Origin of the sequence: Streptomyces sp. NBC_00539 (assembly GCF_036346105.1) — a bacterium.
GTDB lineage: Bacteria > Actinomycetota > Actinomycetes > Streptomycetales > Streptomycetaceae > Streptomyces.
This window is the reverse complement of record NZ_CP107811.1, coordinates 5385957-5402051: the sequence shown is the minus strand read 5'-3', so window position 1 is coordinate 5402051 and position 16095 is coordinate 5385957. Positions and strand designations below refer to the sequence as shown.

The 16095-nt window shown below is 74.0% G+C and carries 13 protein-coding genes, 1 rRNA gene and 1 pseudogene; 3 read left to right on the top strand and 12 right to left on the bottom strand.

Translation table 11 applies throughout. From position 1 onward, the window contains the following. Positions 1 to 1632, top strand: coding sequence for a PucR family transcriptional regulator (locus OG861_RS24245; protein WP_329194086.1), 1632 nt, complete (start codon positions 1 to 3; stop codon positions 1630 to 1632). 588 nt (positions 1633 to 2220) lie between these two features. Here the strand turns inward: OG861_RS24245 and OG861_RS24240 are convergent. From OG861_RS24240 to OG861_RS24220, 5 genes are all read right to left on the bottom strand, one after another. Further along, positions 2221 to 3351 carry a glycosyltransferase family 4 protein gene (locus tag OG861_RS24240; RefSeq protein ID WP_329194088.1) on the bottom strand — a complete coding sequence of 377 codons (1131 nt, stop codon included), beginning with the start codon at positions 3349 to 3351 and terminating at the stop codon, positions 2221 to 2223. 147 nt (positions 3352 to 3498) lie between these two features. Next, positions 3499 to 5217 carry a DNA repair protein RecN gene (gene recN, locus OG861_RS24235; protein WP_329202082.1) on the bottom strand — a complete coding sequence of 573 codons (1719 nt, stop codon included), beginning with the start codon at positions 5215 to 5217 and terminating at the stop codon, positions 3499 to 3501. Positions 5218 to 5311: 94 nt separating this feature from the next. Then, the gene (locus OG861_RS24230) at positions 5312 to 6277 is read right to left on the bottom strand and encodes an NAD kinase (RefSeq protein ID WP_329194089.1); all 966 of its coding nucleotides are present in this window, start codon (positions 6275 to 6277) and stop codon (positions 5312 to 5314) included. Further along, the gene (locus tag OG861_RS24225; protein ID WP_329194090.1) at positions 6274 to 7089 is read right to left on the bottom strand and encodes a TlyA family RNA methyltransferase; all 816 of its coding nucleotides are present in this window, start codon (positions 7087 to 7089) and stop codon (positions 6274 to 6276) included. The genes OG861_RS24230 and OG861_RS24225 overlap by 4 nt, the downstream gene beginning before the upstream one ends. 7 nt (positions 7090 to 7096) lie before the next feature. Beyond that, the gene (locus OG861_RS24220; RefSeq protein WP_329194091.1) at positions 7097 to 7357 is read right to left on the bottom strand and encodes a hypothetical protein; all 261 of its coding nucleotides are present in this window, start codon (positions 7355 to 7357) and stop codon (positions 7097 to 7099) included. A 64-nt stretch (positions 7358 to 7421) separates the two neighbouring features. Between OG861_RS24220 and OG861_RS24215 the strand changes: the two genes are divergently transcribed. Next, positions 7422 to 7769, top strand: coding sequence for an SCP2 sterol-binding domain-containing protein (locus OG861_RS24215; protein WP_329202084.1), 348 nt, complete (start codon positions 7422 to 7424; stop codon positions 7767 to 7769). 79 nt (positions 7770 to 7848) lie between these two features. On the opposite strand, the gene OG861_RS24210 is transcribed toward OG861_RS24215, so the two are convergent. From OG861_RS24210 to OG861_RS24195, 4 genes are read right to left on the bottom strand one after another with little or no spacing between them, the layout of a single operon-like run. Next, the gene (locus tag OG861_RS24210) at positions 7849 to 8679 is read right to left on the bottom strand and encodes an ABC transporter ATP-binding protein (RefSeq protein ID WP_329194093.1); all 831 of its coding nucleotides are present in this window, start codon (positions 8677 to 8679) and stop codon (positions 7849 to 7851) included. After that, a complete protein-coding gene (locus OG861_RS24205) occupies positions 8676 to 9749 on the bottom strand; it encodes a FecCD family ABC transporter permease (RefSeq protein WP_329194095.1) in 1074 nt (357 codons plus the stop codon). The genes OG861_RS24210 and OG861_RS24205 overlap by 4 nt, the downstream gene beginning before the upstream one ends. Further along, positions 9749 to 10792: a FecCD family ABC transporter permease gene (locus OG861_RS24200; protein ID WP_443056469.1), complete on the bottom strand. Its 1044-nt coding sequence runs from the start codon at positions 10790 to 10792 to the stop codon at positions 9749 to 9751. The genes OG861_RS24205 and OG861_RS24200 overlap by 1 nt, the downstream gene beginning before the upstream one ends. Before the next feature lie 60 nt (positions 10793 to 10852). After that, complete coding sequence (locus OG861_RS24195) at positions 10853 to 11887, bottom strand: HAD-IIA family hydrolase (protein ID WP_329194097.1); 1035 nt, start codon at positions 11885 to 11887, stop codon at positions 10853 to 10855. Between the two features lie 120 nt (positions 11888 to 12007). Between OG861_RS24195 and OG861_RS24190 the strand changes: the two genes are divergently transcribed. Beyond that, on the top strand, positions 12008 to 13279 hold the full coding sequence (locus tag OG861_RS24190) for a DUF1015 domain-containing protein (protein ID WP_329194099.1): 1272 nt from the start codon (positions 12008 to 12010) through the stop codon (positions 13277 to 13279). A gap of 123 nt (positions 13280 to 13402) precedes the next feature. Here the strand turns inward: OG861_RS24190 and OG861_RS24185 are convergent, their stop codons facing one another. From OG861_RS24185 to rrf, 3 genes and pseudogenes are all read right to left on the bottom strand, one after another. Beyond that, a complete protein-coding gene (locus OG861_RS24185) occupies positions 13403 to 14248 on the bottom strand; it encodes a hypothetical protein (protein WP_329202089.1) in 846 nt (281 codons plus the stop codon). Between the two features lie 786 nt (positions 14249 to 15034). Continuing rightward, positions 15035 to 15718, bottom strand: a pseudogene (locus OG861_RS34305) (hypothetical protein); the annotation flags it as partial. A gap of 168 nt (positions 15719 to 15886) precedes the next feature. After that, positions 15887 to 16003, bottom strand: a 5S ribosomal RNA gene (gene rrf, locus OG861_RS24175). Positions 16004 to 16095 lie beyond the last annotated feature (92 nt).

Below are 16095 nucleotides of genomic sequence, written 5' to 3'. Positions count from 1 at the left end.
ATGGACAATCAGGGCGGCATCACGGTTCAGCGGGCGCTGGAACTGCCGGGACTGCGCAGCGGGCTGCCGGAGGTGGTGGCCTGCGCCGACCGCCTGGGCCGCACGGTGCGCTGGGTGCACGCGGGCGAGGTGCCCAACATCGCGTCGCTGCTCAAGGGCGGGGAACTGCTGCTGACCACCGGGCTGGGTCTGGGCACCCGCCCCGCCGAACAGCGGGCCTTCGTACGGCGGCTCGCCGACCGGGGGATCGCCGCGCTCGTCGTCGAGCTCGGGCCCCGCTTCACCCGGCTGCCCGCGACCATCGTCGAGACCGCCCGCGCCGCCGGGCTGCCGCTCGTCCAGCTGCACCGTGAAGTCCCCTTCGTCACGGTCACGGAGGAGGTCCACACCGAGATCGTCAACGGTCACTACGCGCTGCTCCAGCGCGCCGAGGAAGTCCACCGGCGGTGCACGGAGGCGCTGCTGGGCGGTGGCGGGATCCCGCAGGTGCTGCGCATCGTGGCCGACTTCGCGGCGAACCCGGTCTTCCTGGAGACCCCCGACGGGCAGCTGCTGTACGCGGCCGGTCCCGCGGGCGGCGACGCCGCGGCGGACCCGCTCCAGGTGTGGGAGGGCCTGCGGGGCCAGCGGGAGGCCGAGCCGTCCGCCAACACCGTGGTCATCGATGTCCCGGGCGGCGGCCACGGCACGGGCTCGGTCCGCGCGCGGGTCGTCCTGCTGGGCGTCTCGTCGCCGCTGCTGCCGGTGCACCGGATGGCGGCGGAGCGGACGGCGGGCGTGCTGGCGGTGGTGCTGATGCAGGCCCGCCAGGAGGACGAGCTGGCCGCGCGCGGCCGGGGCGACTTCCTCACGGACCTGGCCGAGGGGCGCATCTCGGCGGAGGACGCCCCGGCGCAGGCGCGCGTCCTCGGCTTCAAGCCCGGGGCGGGGCCGCTCCTGCCGGTGGTCATGCGGCTGTCCTCCGACCTGGGCCCGTCGGGGAACTGGGCGGTGCTGGCCCGGGCGGTGCTGGAGGAACTGAGCGCGGTGGGCGTCCCGGTCCTCCTGGGGGTCCGCCCGGTGGAGGGGAGGGTCCCCCTCCTGGTCTCCCTCCGCTCGGAATCGGAGCGCACGACGGTGGCGGACCGGGTGGCGGCCGCGCTGCGGGCGGGGGTGGAACGTGCGGGCCTGGACCGGGCGGGGGCGCCGCCGGCGGTGGTCGTCGGCGTCTCCGGCAGCTGGGCGGCGGCCTCGGCGGGCCTGCGCCACGCGGCGGAGACGGCGACGGCGGCCCATGGTCTGCCGGCCCGGCCCTGGTACGACGCGCGCCGCCTGGACATCGACCTGCTGCTGTGGCGGCTGCGTGAGCACCCCGACCTGGCGGCGTTCGTGGACCGCGCGATCGGGGCGCTGCGCGTACACGACGCCGCGTCCCGTCCGCCTCTGCTGCCCACGCTGGAGACGTACCTGGCCCACGCGGGCCGCAAGGCGGAGACGGCCCGTGAGCTCCACCTGAACCGCCAGACGCTGTACAACCGCCTGGCCCGCATCTCGGAGCTCCTGGGCACGGACCTGGACGACCCCGAAACGGTCCTCTCCCTCAGCCTCGCCCTGCGCGCCCGCCGCCACGTCCCGAGCCCTACCCCTTCTTGACGCGCCGCCCGCACGGCCCGGCCCCGGCGGGGCACGCCCTTCTCGACGCACCGCTCGCACGGCTCGGCCCCGGCGGGCCACGCCCTTCTCGACGCGCCGCTCGCACGGCCCGGCCCCGGCGGGCCTTGTCGGCTTCGCGCCGCTGCGCCGGACTCCGTCCGGCGGAGCCGGGGCGGGGTGCGGCCGACGGACACGAACGGGCCGTCGTCCTGGGGCTCCGCCCCAGACCCCGCGCCTCAATCGCCGGCGGGGCTGAGTTTCCCCGGCCCGGACCCCCCAGCCCCCGGGGGCTCACCCCAAAGCGCCCCGCCGACGATCGGCGCAGGCCCAGGGTTGTTCCAGCCCCGCCGGCGATTGAGGCGCGGGTCCGGGCGGAGCCCGGGGTGCCTCCAGCCCCGGCGATTGAGGCGCGGGTCCGGGCGGAGCCCGGGGAACGGGGGAAGGGCGGGTAGGGGAACAGCCCCGCAGGGGGCCGTCGAGCCGCCGGCGAGGCGGGCACCGCTCCCGGGGGCCGGGACGGCTCGGGTAGGAGCCCGGGGCCGGGACGGCTCGGGTAAGGGTGGGCGCAGCCCGGGGCGCGGCGGTTGCTCAGAGGCGGCGGGGGGCCGTCAGTTCGTCGTAGACCGACAGGACCTGCGCCACCGTGTCGTCCTCCGACGGCCACGTCGCCGCCTGCGCGCGCCCCGCCGCGGCGAGCGCCGCCCGCCGGGCCGGGTCCGCGAGCAGGGCAGTCACCGCGGCCGCCATCGCCCCCGCGTCCCCGTACGGCACCAGCACCGCCGCCTCCCCCACCAGTTCCGGCACGCCCCCCACCCGCGTGGCCACCAGCGCCACCCCGGCCCGCAGGGCCTCCTGCGCCAGCAGCGACCGGCCCTCCCAGCGGCTCGGCAGCACCGCCACGTCCGCCGCCGCCAACAGCCGGTACGCGTCCCGGCGCCGCCCCAGCAGCCGTACCGGCAGGCCCTCCGCCTCGATGCGCCGGGTCAGCTCCGCCCGTAGCGGCCCCTCCCCCGCGATCACCAGCAGCGGTACGGGGTCCAGCGCCCGCCACTCCCGCGCCGCCTCCAGCAGCAGCCCGTACCCCCGCCGCGCCACCAGACTGCCCACCGTGATCAGCAACGGCCGTTCCACCGCGCCCAGTTCCGCCCGCACCTTTTCCGGCTCCACCGCCGGCTCCGGCCCCGCCGCCACCGGTAAGGCCACCGCCGCCAGCCGGGCGTCCCGCGCCCCGCGCAGCCGTGCCAGGTCGACCTGGTCGGAAGAGGCCCCCAGCACCACCGACGCCGCCCGCGCCACGTGCCGTTCCAGCAGCCGGCTCATCTGCCCGAGCGCGCCCGCCGTTTCCGGGGCTCCGCCGTGCCAGGTCACCACCAGCGGCGCCCGCCGCCCGCGCCGGTCCCCGCGCAGCGCCAGCGCGGCCCGCATCCCGGCCCGTACCCCGTGGGCGTGCACCAGGTCGGCCCCCGCGCAGGCGGCCCGCAGGGCGGCTGCCGCGTCGGGGGTGAACTCGGCCCCGGCGCCGGTGAAGTCGTACGCGCCCTCCGCCTCGACGGGGGCGCACACCGTGACCCGTACGCCCCGCGCGGCGAGCCCGGTCGCGAGGGAGCGCACGTGCGCACAGCTCCCCGCTCCGGCGCCGCCGAGGACCTGGACGGTGCGCAGCGGTTCGCGCCCGTACGGCTGCGCGGGCACGGGCGGCGGGACCGGGGAGCTGCTCACGGGCCGAAGCTCCAGGGTGTGGGAGTCAGAGACGTCGCCCAGGATGCCAGTCCGCACGCGCGTTCCGGGCCCATACGGGCGCGTATCCCGCGGGAGATGGCGCCGAACTCCCTCCGGCCTCACCCACACGGGCTACGGCGCCGGGCGTCAGCCGTCCGCGCGGGCCGCCGCCAGCAGTTCCTCGGCGTGCGCGCGCGCCGTCTCGGAGTCCTCCTGGCCGGCCAGCATCCGCGACAGTTCGCGGACCCGGTCCTCGCCCTCCAGCACCGTGACCCCGCTGCGCGTCACCGATCCGTCGACCGTCTTCTCCACCAGCAGCTGCCGGTCCGCGAAGGCCGCGACCTGCGGCAGGTGGGTGACGACGACGACCTGCGCCGAGCGGGCCAGCTTCGCGAGCCGGCGCCCCACCTCCACGGCCGCCTTGCCGCCGACGCCCGCGTCGACCTCGTCGAAGAGGTACGTCGGCACCGGGTCGGACCCGGCGAAGACGACCTCCACCGCCAGCATGACCCGCGACAGCTCACCGCCCGAGGCACCCTTGGCGATCGGCCTGGGCTGCGCGCCGGGGTGCGGGGCCAGCAGCAGCTCCACCTCGTCCGCGCCCGCGGGACCGTACGCGACGGGCCTGCCGTGGACCTCCACCCCCTCGGGGTCCTCGGTCTGGCGGATGTCGAAGGTGACGCGGGCGTGCGGCATCGCCAGCGAGGCCAGCTCGGCCGTGACGTCGGAGGCGAACCGCGAGGCCGCCTCCACCCGGGCGTCCGTCAGCGCCTGTGCCAGCTGCGAGAGTTCGGACCGCAGCCCGTCCCGCTCGGCGGTCAGTTCCGCGATCCGCTCGTCGTCGCCGTCCAGTTCCAGCAGTCGCGCGGATCCCTGCTGGGCCCACTGGAGGACGGAGTCGATGGAGTCCCCGTACTTGCGGGTGAGCTGGGTGAGGGCCGCCCGGCGTTCCTCCACCGCGGCCAGCCGCAGCGGGTCGGCGTCGAGGTCGTCGGCGTACCCGGCGAGTTCCCCGGCCACGTCGGCCAGCAGGATGCCCAGCTCCCCGATGCGCTCCGCGAGCGCGCCCAGCGCCGGGTCGTGGGCCCGTACGGACTCCAGCGCCCGGTGCGCGCCCGCGACGAGCGTGTTGGCGTCGATGCCCTCCGGGTCCTCCGGGTTGCCCGCGAGGGCGGCGTGCGCGGCCTGCGCGGCGGAGGCGAGGGATTCGGCGTGGCCCAGCCGCTCGGCCTCGGCCGCCAGTTCCGTGTCCTCGCCGGGCAGCGGTTCGACGGCCGCGATCTCGTCCAGCCCGAACCGCAGCAGGTCCGCCTCCTGGGCGCGTTCCCGGGCCCGGGTGGTGATCTCCTCCAGCTCGGCGGCGACGGCGCGCAGCCGCCGGTAGGCGCCGGTGTACTTCTCCAGGGGGACGGCGACCGCGTTCCCCGCGTACCGGTCGAGCGCCTGCCGCTGGCGGGCCGGGCGCAGCAGTCCTTGCTGGTCGGTCTGTCCGTGGACGGCGACGAGGTCGTCGGCGAGTTCGGCGAGCAGCCCGACGGGTACGGAGCGGCCGCCGACGTGGGCGCGGGACCGCCCTTCGGCGGAGATGGTCCGGCTGATCAGCAGGGCGCCGTCGTCGAGCTCGGCGCCGGCCTCCTCGGCGCGCAGGGCCGCGGAGGCGCCGGGCGGCAGCACGACGCGGCCCTCGACCACGGCGGCCTTGGAGCCGATCCGCACCAGGGCCGGGTCGGCGCGACCGCCGAGCAGCAGCCCGAGGCTGGTGACGACCATCGTCTTGCCCGCGCCGGTCTCGCCGGTCACCGCGGTGAAACCGGGCGACAGCTCGACCACCGCGTCGTCGATAACCCCGAGCGACCGTATCCGCATCTCCTCAAGCACGGGACGACGATACCGAGGTTTCAGCGGTGCCATGCGACGTCACCCTTCGAGAGGTTCCCGAACGGATGTGCTAATAGCGGCACTAATGCGGCGCACCGCGCCAGCCCGAAACGGGCAGGGCGAACTTCGCCACGAGCCGGTCGGTGAAGGACGCGTGGTGCAGCCGGGCGAGCCGCACCGGCACCGTCCCGCGCCGGACCTCCACCCGCGCCCCGGACGGCAGCTCCAGCGTGCGCCGTCCGTCACACCACAGGACCCCGTGCGGGGTCCCGGTCTGCACCTCCACCGCCAGCACCGAGTCCGGCGAGGTCACCAGCGGCTTCGCGAACAGCGCGTGCGCACTGATCGGCACCATCAGCAGCGCCTCCACCTCCGGCCAGACCACCGGCCCGCCCGCCGAGAAGGCGTACGCGGTCGAGCCCGTCGGCGTCGCGCAGACGATCCCGTCGCAGCCGAAGCCGGACACCGGGCGCCCGTCGATCTCCAGGACCACCTCCAGCATCCGCTCCGGGGACACCTTCTGGACGGCGGCCTCGTTCAGCGCCCAGTCGCGGTGGACCACGTCACCGTTGGTCCGCACGAGCACGTCGAGGGTCATCCGCTCCTCGACCTCGTACGCGCGCGTCACCACCCGGTCCACGACCTTGTCCAGGTCGTCCCGCTCCGCCTCGGCGAGGAAGCCCACCCGGCCCAGGTTCACCCCCAGCATCGGCACCCCCGAGCCGCGGGCGAACTCCGCGCCGCGCAGCAGGGTCCCGTCACCGCCCAGCACGATGAGCAGCTCGCACCCCTCCAGTGCCTCGGGCGTGGCCTCGGCGACCAGCTCCACCCCGGGCGCCAGCGGCAGGTCCACCGCCTCGTCGGCGAGGACCCGTACGCCCAGCCCCGACCTCAGCAGGCCCCGCACGACGAGTTCGGCGCTGCGGATGGCCGCCGGCCGCCCGGTGTGCGCGACGAGGAAAACGGTCCGTCCCGCCGTCGAACCCGCGACCTCCGCCCCGTCCGCTCCTGACGTTCCCGCTCCTGATGTTCCCGCTGCATCGGTCACTGCGGCCCCTCCGCCACTGCACGATCGACATCCCCCGGGTCGAGTGCCGGTGCGCCCGCCCGCAGCCACAGAAAGTACTCGACGTTGCCCGACGGCCCGGGCAGCGGGCTCGCGGTCACCCCGAGCACCCCCAGCCCCAGCTTCCAGGCCTGCGCCGCGACGTCCCGTACGGCCTCCGCGCGCAGCTCGGGGCTGCGCACCACTCCGCCGCTGCCGAGCCGGTCCTTGCCGACCTCGAACTGCGGCTTGACCATCAGCACCAGGTCCGCGCCGGGCGCGCAGCAGCGTACGAGCGCGGGCAGCACCAGGCCGATGGAGATGAAGGACAGGTCCCCGACGACCAGGTCCACCGGAACCCCGTCGAGCAGCTCGACGGTCAGCTCGCGGACGTTGGTGCGGTCCTTGACGGTGACCCGGTCGTCGCTCTGCAGGGACCAGGCGAGCTGCCCGTAGCCGACGTCCACCGCCATGACGTGGGCGACTCCGGCGCGCAGCAGCACGTCGGTGAAACCGCCGGTCGAGGCGCCGGCGTCCAGCGCCCGGCGGCCCTCGACCACCAGGCCCCGCGGCTGGAAGGCCGCGAGGGCGCCGGCCAGTTTGTGGCCGCCCCGCGAGACGTAGTCGGGGTCGCTGTCGTCCTTGAGGACGACGAGGGCCGCGCTGGTCTCGACCTGGGTGGCCGCCTTGGTGGCGGTGGTGCCGCCCACGGTCACCCGGCCCGCGGCGATCAGCTGGGCCGCGTGCTCCCGCGAGCGGGCCATGCTGCGGCGTACCAGTTCGGCGTCCAGGCGGCGGCGTGCCACTCCTGCCACGTTCGGTTCAGCTCCTGTTTTCGTACGGTCCGGGGACGGGCGGTGCGTCCAGCGCGGTCAGCGCGTCGCGCAACCCCCTGTGCACATCCTCGTACACCCCGGCGTGTCCGTCGGCCGTGAGGTGGTCGACGGCCGCCAGCCGCTCCAGCAGACCGTCCACCCCCGAGTGGCCGGTGGGGGTGCGTACGACGCCCAGCGGCGCGGGACCGGCGGGCTCGGCGGGGGCCTCGGGTGCCTCCGCGGCGGCTTCCGGTGCTTGGTCGGTCATGCTCCGACGCTACCGCGAAGCGCGCCGCGACCACGTACGGCTCTGCGGTAGCGTCGTGGTCACGATGGCTACCACCGAGGAGTGCCGCGAGGCACTCGACCGACTCTCAGACAACCTGGCCGGCGCCGAGGGCGACGTGCGCGGCGCGGTCGCGCTCGACCGCTCCCTCAGCTGCCACATCACCGACCTGGACCAGACCTTCACCGGTCGCCTCGACGGGGGCCGGATCCGGGTCGACGCCCTCACTCCCGGGCCGCCCGCCACCAAGGCGGAGATCCGGCTCGCGATGACGGGCGACGACCTGGTCGCGCTGGTCGCGGGCGAGCTGCGGTTCGCCCGGGCCTGGGCCTCGGGCCGGGTCAGGCTGGAGGCCGGTTTCCGCGACCTGATCCGCCTCAAGCGCCTGCTCTGAGTCCCGGAGCAGGGTTCAGGGGCAGGCCCGGAGCACGGTTCAGGGGCCCGGAGCCGGGTCCGGGGTCCGGGAGCCGGGTTCAGGCTGCCAGTCGCGCCCGGGCCTTCCGGGCCGCCGGGATCACCAGCGGCGTACCGGTCTGCGGGTCTTCGATGATCTGGCAGCGCAGCCCGAACACCTCCTCCACCAGCGCGGCGGTGACCACCTCGGCGGGCGGTCCCTCGGCCACGACGACCCCTCCGCGCAGCGCGATCAGGTGCGTGGCGTAGCGGGCGGCGTGATTGAGGTCGTGCAGCACCGCGACCAGGGTCCGCCCCTGGTTCTCGTGCAGTTCGGCGCACAGGTCCAGGACGTCCAGCTGGTGCTGGATGTCCAGGTAGGTGGTCGGCTCGTCCAGCAACAGCAGGGGGGTCTGCTGGGCCAGTGCCATCGCGATCCACACGCGCTGCCGCTGCCCGCCCGACAGCTCGTCCACCGCCCGGCCGGCCAGCTCCGCGACACCGGTCGCGGCCATCGACTCGGCGACGACCTGCTCGTCCTGCTGCGACCACTGCCGCAGCAGCCCCTGGTGCGGGTAGCGGCCGCGCGAGACGAGGTCGGCGACGGTGATCCCGTCGGGCGCGATCGAGGACTGCGGGAGCAGCCCCAGCGTCTTGGCCACCTTCTTCGCCGGCATCGAGGCGATGGCCTGGCCGTCCAGCAGGACCTGCCCGGCCGACGGTTTCAGCATCCGCGACAGGGCGCGCAGCAGCGTGGACTTGCCGCAGGCGTTGGGTCCGACGATCACCGTGAAGGAGTTGTCGGGGATCTCCACCGAGAGGTCCTCGGCGATGACCCGCTGGTCGTAGCCGAGCGTCACGTTCCGCGCGGTCAGCCGCTGCTGCACTTGCCCACTCCTCGAGTCGCTCATATACGTCCTGCTCTGCGTTCGCTGACGAGCAGCCAGAGCAGGTACACCCCGCCGACCAGACCGGTCACCACACCCACCGGCAGCTGGTCCGCCCCGAAGGCCCGCTGCGAGGCCCAGTCCGACACCAGCAGCAGCACGGAGCCCATCAGCGCTCCGGCGAGCAGGTTCGGCCCGCTGGAGCGGGTCAGGCGCCGGGCCAGTTGGGGCGCCGCCAGCGCGACGAAGCTGATCGGGCCGGCCGCGGCGGAGGCCGCCGTGGTCAAGACGATCGCCGCCGCCATCAGCAGCATGCGGGTCCGTTCGACCCTGACGCCGAGGGCGTACGCGGCGTCGTCGCCCATCTCCATCATCCGCAGCGCCCTGCCCTGCCCGAGGACGAGCGGGAACACCACCGCGCAGGTCGCCAGCAGCGGCCACACCTGCGACCAGTCCCGGCCGGCCAGCGAGCCGGTCAGCCACACCATCGCCCGGGTGGCGTCGACGAGCTTCGCCTTGGTCAGCAGGTACTGGATGAGGGCGAGGAGCATGGCGCTGGCCCCGATGCCGACGAGCACGAGCCGGTAGCCGTGGACGCCCTGCTTGTAGGCGACCAGGTACACGGCCGCGCCCGTCAGCAGGCCGCCGGCCACCGCCCCCGCCGCCACCGCGGCGGAGCCGCCCTGGAAGAGGGTGATGACGGCGAGCGCGCCGACCGCCGACCCGTAGCTGAAGCCCAGCAGGTCCGGGGAACCCAGCGGGTTGCGGGACACGGACTGGAAGACGGCGCCGGCCGTCCCGAGCGCCGCCCCGACGAGCACCGCGACGAGAACCCGCGGCAGCCGCAGGTCGTTGACGATGAAGTCGTCTGCGGGGCTGCCCTCCCCCAGCAGGGTCCGCACCACGTCCCAGGGCGCGATCTCGAAGTCGCCGGTGCCGATCAGCACGATCGCCATGACCAGCGCGACGGCCGCCAGCAGCAGTCCGGCGGCCAGGGCGCGCGGCTCCAGCCGCAGCGCCGACCTGCCGGGTCCGCGCAGCACCCGCGACCGGCTCTTCGCGGCCTCGCGCGGCTTCGGGTCGCCCGTCCGCATCACAGCTGGGCCATCCTCTTGCGCCGGACGAGGTAGATGAAGACCGGGCCGCCGACGAGCGCGGTGACGATGCCGACCTGCAGCTCGGCGGGGCGGGTGACGACCCGTCCGATGACGTCGGCGCCCAGCAGCAGTGCGGGGGACAGCACCGCGGAGTAGGCGAGGACCCAGCGCATGTCCGGGCCGGTGATGAGCCGCACCAGGTGCGGGATCATCAGCCCGATGAAGGTGATCGGCCCGCATGCGGCGGTCGCCGCCCCGCACAGCAGGGTGATGGCGGCCATCGCGGCGATCCGGGTCCGCGTCAGGTTCGCGCCGAGCGCCCGAGCGGTGTCGTCGCCCATGGCCATGGCGTTGAGCGGCCGGCCGAGCGTAAGCGCCATCACCGCCCCGACCAGCAGGAAGGGGGCGACTTGCCGGACGGTGTCCATGGTGGCCGACGCCAGTGAACCGACCGTCCAGAAGCGGAGCTTGTCCAGGGCCTTGCTGTCCATCAGCTGCACGGCGTTGATGTAGCCGACCAGGGCGGCGCTGGCCGCCGTACCGGCGAGCGCGAGGCGCACCGGCGTCGCGCTGCGGCTGCCGCCGAGCACGTACACCACGACCGAGACGACGGCCGCTCCGAGGAAGGCCCACCACACGAACTCGCCGAGCGAGGAGGCGCCGAAGAAGCTGATCGCCGAGACGACGGCGGCCGCGGCGCCCGCGTTGACGCCGAGGATGCCGGGTTCGGCGAGCGGGTTGCGGGTCAGCGCCTGCATCACCGCGCCCGACAGCCCGAGACCGAGGCCCACGAGCACACCGAGCAGGGTCCGCGGGACCCTCAGGTCGCGCACCACCACATCGCCCGGGGTGCCCGCGTAGTGGAACAGGCCGTGCCAGACCTGGTCGAGGGGCATCTGCTTGGCGCCTACGGCGATGCTCGCCACCGCGACCACGGCCAGCACCACGAGCGCGGCCAACAGACCGGCGGCACGGGCGCCTTGGCGGGCGCGGGTGGCGACGGGCGCGGCGCTCACTTCGGGGGGACTCTCGACCAACACGCAAGTTAGGTTAGCCTATCCTGCACGAGCGGGAACCCGGCGGTCAGGCCCGGGAACGGTCTACCACCCCAGCCGCGCCAGCGCCTTCTGCGCGTCCAGTGCCGAAGAACCGTCCCCCGCCGCCGTCCAGGCCGCCGCGCACAGCGCCCGGAGCCCGTCCAGCGGGTCACCGTCCTCGCCCCGCAGAGTGAGTACGTCGTCCAGCGCGACCGCCGTCCACGCACCGCAGCGGAACCCGTCGCCGGCCGCCACGACCTCCGGCTGCCCGGTCAACAGCCCGCGCAGGTCCCGGTCCACGTACGTCGGCCGGTGCTTGGGCTCGGCCCGCAGCAGCTGCGCCGCGTCCGTCACCCCGGTGAGCACCAGCAGCGAGTCCACCTCCCCGTTGAACGCGCCCTCGATGTCGGTGTCCAGGCGGTCCCCCACCACCAGCGGCCGCTCCGCCCCCGTCCGCAGCACCGTCTCCCGGTGCATCGGCGGCAGCGGCTTGCCCGCCACCTGCGGCTCCGCGCCCGTGGCGATCCGCACCACCTCCACGGCGGCCCCGTTGCCCGGCGCGATCCCGCGCGCCCCCGGGATCGTCAGGTCCGTGTTCGACGCGTACCAGGGCACCCCCCGGTTGATGGCGTACGAAGCCTCCGCGAACCGGCCCCACGCCAGGTCCGGGCCCCCGTACCCCTGCACGACCGCCGCCAGGTCCTCCTCGTCGGCCGACTCCACCGGCACCAGCCCGCGCTCCCGCAGCGCGACCCGCAGTCCTTCGCCACCGATCACCAGCACCTTCGACCCCGGCGCCACCTGATCGGCGATCAGCCGGGCCACCGCCTGCGCCGAGGTGATCACTTCCCCCGCCTCCGTCGGAATGCCCAGCTCGCACAGGTGCTCCGCCACCGCGTCCGGGGTCCTCAGCGCGTTGTTGGTGACGTACGCGAGGTGCATGCCCTGCGCCCGGGCGGTCCCCAGCGACTCCACCGCGTGCGCGATGGCCCTCCCGCCCGCGTACACCACCCCGTCCAGGTCCAGCAGGGCCGTGTCGTACGCCTGGTGCAGACTCCGCTCACTGCCCGCGGGACTGGTCCTGCTCTGCCGGGTCATCGTGTCCGCTCCCTCGTCCGCTCGGTCTTCGATCGGTTCTGTCCCTACGTGCCCTGCTCTGCCCTGCTCAGTCGCTCCCCCGATCATCCCGCACCGTGAGACGCGTCTTACCATGCACCAATGACCACACCTGGTATCGCGGACCGAGGGCTGCGCCTGATCCCCTTCCACGGACTGCGCTATGACCCCGAGCGCGTCGGCAGCCTGGCCGCCGTCACCTCACCGCCCTACGACGTGGTCGTACGACCCGACGGAGTCGACTACCTCGAATCCGCCGACCCGCACAACATCGTCCGCCTGATCCTGCCCCAGGCCGACACCCCCACCGCCCGCAACGAACAGGCCGCGCGCACCATGCGCCACTGGCTCGCCGAAGGCGTCCTCAGCGCCGACCCCGAGCCCGCCCTTTACGTCTACGAGCAGCGAAAGCCCGGGGTCCTCCAGCGCGGTGTCATCGGCGCCCTGGCCCTGACCAGCGCCGACGACGGGATCGTCCTGCCGCACGAGGACGTCATGCCGCACGTGGTCACCGACCGCGCCGGCCTGATGCGCGCGACCTCCGCCAACCTCGAACCCCTCCTCCTCACGTACCGCGGCGGCGACCCGGCCACGGGCGCGGCCGCCGTCATCGAACGGACCGCCCGGCGGGAGCCGCTGCTCTCCACCGTCACCGAGGACGGGTTCCGGCACAGCCTGTGGGCCATCACCGACCCGGCCGACCTGGCCGCCGTCACCGCCGACCTCGGCCACCGCCAGGCCCTGATCGCCGACGGACACCACCGCTGGGCGACGTACCTGCGCCTCCAGCAGGAGCACCCTTCGCCCACCGCCTGGGACTTCGGCCTGGTCCTGCTCGTGGACACCGCGCGCTACCCGCTCCAGGTCCGTGCCATCCACCGGATGCTGCGCCGGCTGCCGAAGGCGCAGGCGCTGGACGCGCTCGGCGGATCGTTCCGGATCCGTGGGGTGGAAGGCCCGCTCCCGCTCGCGCTGGAAGCCCTCACCGACGCGTCGGAACGCGGCAACGCCTTCCTGCTCGCCGGCGACGGCACCTTCCACCTGGTCACCGACCCGGACCCGGACCTCATCGAGCGCACCGTCCGCCACGACCGCCCCGAGGCCTGGCGCCGACTGGACGCGACGGTCCTGCACGCGGCCCTCCTCGACACCCTGTGGCGGATCCCCGACGAGCCGGAGCACATCTCCTACATCCACGACGCCGCCGCCACCGTGGAGATGGCCGAACGCCACGGCGGCACGGCGGTGCTGCTGCACCCCGTGCGTGAGGACGTGGTCCGGGACCTGGCCCGCCAGGGCGTCACGATGCCCCGCAAGTCCACGTCCTTCGGCCCCAAGCCGGCGACCGGCCTGGTACTGCGCAGCCTGGACTGAACCCGCGCCGCGCCACCGCGGAAGAGCGGCTGCGACAGACTGCGGACAGCGGCTGCGACAGGCTGCGGACATGCGAAAGGGCGGTACACCCGGGAAGGGGGTACCGCCCTTTCAGTTCAGCCGTCAGGCCTTGTCGCGGCCCTCGGTCCGCTCCCCGTCGCCGGCGGCGTCGGCTTCGTCGAGGGGTTCGTACTCCTCGTCGTCCTCGTCGTAGTACTCGGCCTGGTCGGCGGCACGCTCGGCGGCCGCCACCTCGGCGTCGTCCTCGTCCGCGTCCTCGTCGAGGTCGAGGTCGTCGGCGGCTTCGAGGCCCTCGACGTCATCCTCGTCGTCCGGCAGGGACGCGTCCACGAACTCCACCCCGTCCAGCTCGGCGAGCCGGTCGGAGGCGTCGGTCGCCTGGTCCTTGTCGGCCTCGGCGGTCTTGGCGAACCACTCGCGGGCCTCGTCCTCACGGCCGGCCGCCAGCAGGGCGTCGGCGTAGGCGTACCGCAGACGCGCGGTCCACGGCTGCACGGAGTTCGACGCCAGCTCCGGGCTCTGCAGGGTCACGATCGCGGCGTCCAGCTCGCCCATGTCGCGGCGGGCACCAGCGGCGACGAGACGCATCTCGACCTGACCGGCCTTGTCCAGCTTCTGCACCTCGGGCTCGCCGGCCATGGCGAGGGCCCGCTCCGGGCGGCCGAGGCCGCGCTCGCAGTCGGCCATGACGGGCCACAGCTCGACGGAACCGGTCATCCGCTTGGCGGCGCGGAACTCCGCGAGCGCCTCGCTGTACTTCTGCGTGGCGTACGCGGCGAAGCCGGCGGCCTCACGGACGGCGGCGACGCGGGAGGCGAGCCGCAGGGCGATGCGGGCATACGCGTACGCCTGCTCGGGGTCCTCGTCGATCAGCCGGGCCACCATGACCAGGTTGCGCGAGACCTCCTCGGCCAGGCCCTTGGGCAGGCTCAGGAGCTCCTGACGCACATCGGCGTCGATCTCGTGACCGGTGATGTCCTCGTCGATCGGAAGCCGCTTGACCGGGTCACGGTCGCGGTCGGCGCGGAAGTCGCGGTCACCGCCGCGGTCGTCGCGGCCACGGTAACCACCGCGGTCATCGCGGCCACCACGGAACCCACCACGGTCGCCGCCGCGGTCGCCGCGGTCGTCACGACGGGGGTAGCTGGGGCGGTCGCCACCGCGGTCGTCACGGCGCTGGAAGCCACCACCGGTGGGGCGGTCACCACGGTCGTCGCGACGCGGGTAGCTCGGACGCTCACCACGGTCATCACGACGGGGGTAGCTGGGACGGTCCCCGCCGCGGTCGTCACGACGCTGGAAGCCACCACCGGTCGGACGGTCACCACGGTCATCACGACGCGGGTAGCTGGGACGGTCGCCGCGGTCGTCACGACGGGGGTAGCTGGGGCGGTCCCCGCCGCGGTCATCGCGGCGCGGGTAGCTCGGGCGGTCCCCGCCGCGGTCGTCACGACCACCGCGGAACCCACCACGGTCGTCGTCACGACGCTGGAAGCCACCACCGGTGGGACGGTCACCACGGTCGTCACGACGGGGGTAGCTGGGGCGGTCGCCGCGGTCATCGCGGCGCTGGAAGCCACCACCGGTCGGACGGTCACCACGGTCGTCACGGCGCGGGTAGCTGGGACGCTCACCACGGTCGTCACGACGGAACGAGGGACGGTCCCCACCGCGGTCATCGCGGCGCGGGTAGCTCGGGCGGTCCCCGCCGCGGTCGTCACGACCACCGCGGAACCCACCACGGTCGTCGTCACGACGCTGGAAGCCACCACCGGTGGGACGGTCACCACGGTCGTCACGACGGGGGTAGCTGGGACGGTCCCCGCCGCGGTCATCGCGGCGCTGGAAACCACCACCGGTCGGACGGTCACCACGGTCATCACGACGCTGGAAGCCACCACCGGTGGGACGGTCACCACGGTCGTCGCGACGCGGGTAGCTGGGACGGTCCCCGCCGCGGTCATCGCGGCGCTGGAAACCACCACCGGTCGGACGGTCACCACGGTCATCACGACGCTGGAAGCCACCACCGGTGGGACGGTCACCCCGGTCGTCACGACGCGGGTAGCTGGGACGGTCGCCACCGCGGTCGTCACGGCGCTGGAAACCACCACCGGTCGGACGGTCACCACGGTCATCACGACGCGGGTAGCTCGGACGCTCACCACGGTCATCGCGACGGAACGAGGGACGGTCCCCACCACGGTCATCGCGGCGCGGGTAGCCACCACCGCTGGGCCGGTCACCGCCGGCGGCGGGACGCCCGCCACGGTCGTCGCGGCGGAAGCCGCCGCCACCACCGGTCGGACGGCCACCGCGGTCATCGCGACGGAAACCACCACGGTCACCGCCACGGTCGTCACGGCCCCCGCGGTAGCCGCCCCTGTCACCGCCGTCGTTGCGACGAGGCTCGCGCTCCGGACGATCGTCGGGAGAGTTGGACATGGGTGTGACTCCTGTCTTCGGGGTACCGCTAGTCATTCTCGCGCAACCAACCCATGGCCGCGCTTCGGCGTAAAGAGGTAGAAAAACAAAAAGACCCTTGGTCCAGCGTTGAACGCTGGACCAAGGGTCCTTTGAAAGATTGTTCGGCGGTGTCCTACTCTCCCACAGGGTCCCCCCTGCAGTACCATCGGCGCTGAAAGGCTTAGCTTCCGGGTTCGGAATGTAACCGGGCGTTTCCCTAACGCTATGACCACCGAAACCCTATCGGTTTCGAGCGAACAAGCACACTTTGTAGTTGTGTTCCAGCTCAAGAAACCAGCAACTGTTCGTTGCTTCAGAACTAACACAGT

Bases quoted from the DNA above. Each gene is read 5' to 3' on its own strand.
- OG861_RS24245 (WP_329194086.1), top strand. From the start codon at position 1: ATGGACAATCAGGGCGGCATCACGGTTCAGCGGGCGCTGGAACTGCCG.
- OG861_RS24205 (WP_329194095.1), bottom strand. From the start codon at position 9,749: ATGCGGACGGGCGACCCGAAGCCGCGCGAGGCCGCGAAGAGCCGGTCG.
- OG861_RS24215 (WP_329202084.1), top strand. From the start codon at position 7,422: ATGGCTACCACCGAGGAGTGCCGCGAGGCACTCGACCGACTCTCAGAC.
- OG861_RS24195 (WP_329194097.1), bottom strand. From the start codon at position 11,887: ATGACCCGGCAGAGCAGGACCAGTCCCGCGGGCAGTGAGCGGAGTCTG.
- recN (WP_329202082.1), bottom strand. From the start codon at position 5,217: ATGCGGATACGGTCGCTCGGGGTTATCGACGACGCGGTGGTCGAGCTG.
- OG861_RS24220 (WP_329194091.1), bottom strand. From the start codon at position 7,357: ATGACCGACCAAGCACCGGAAGCCGCCGCGGAGGCACCCGAGGCCCCC.
- OG861_RS24210 (WP_329194093.1), bottom strand. From the start codon at position 8,679: ATGAGCGACTCGAGGAGTGGGCAAGTGCAGCAGCGGCTGACCGCGCGG.
- OG861_RS24190 (WP_329194099.1), top strand. From the start codon at position 12,008: ATGACCACACCTGGTATCGCGGACCGAGGGCTGCGCCTGATCCCCTTC.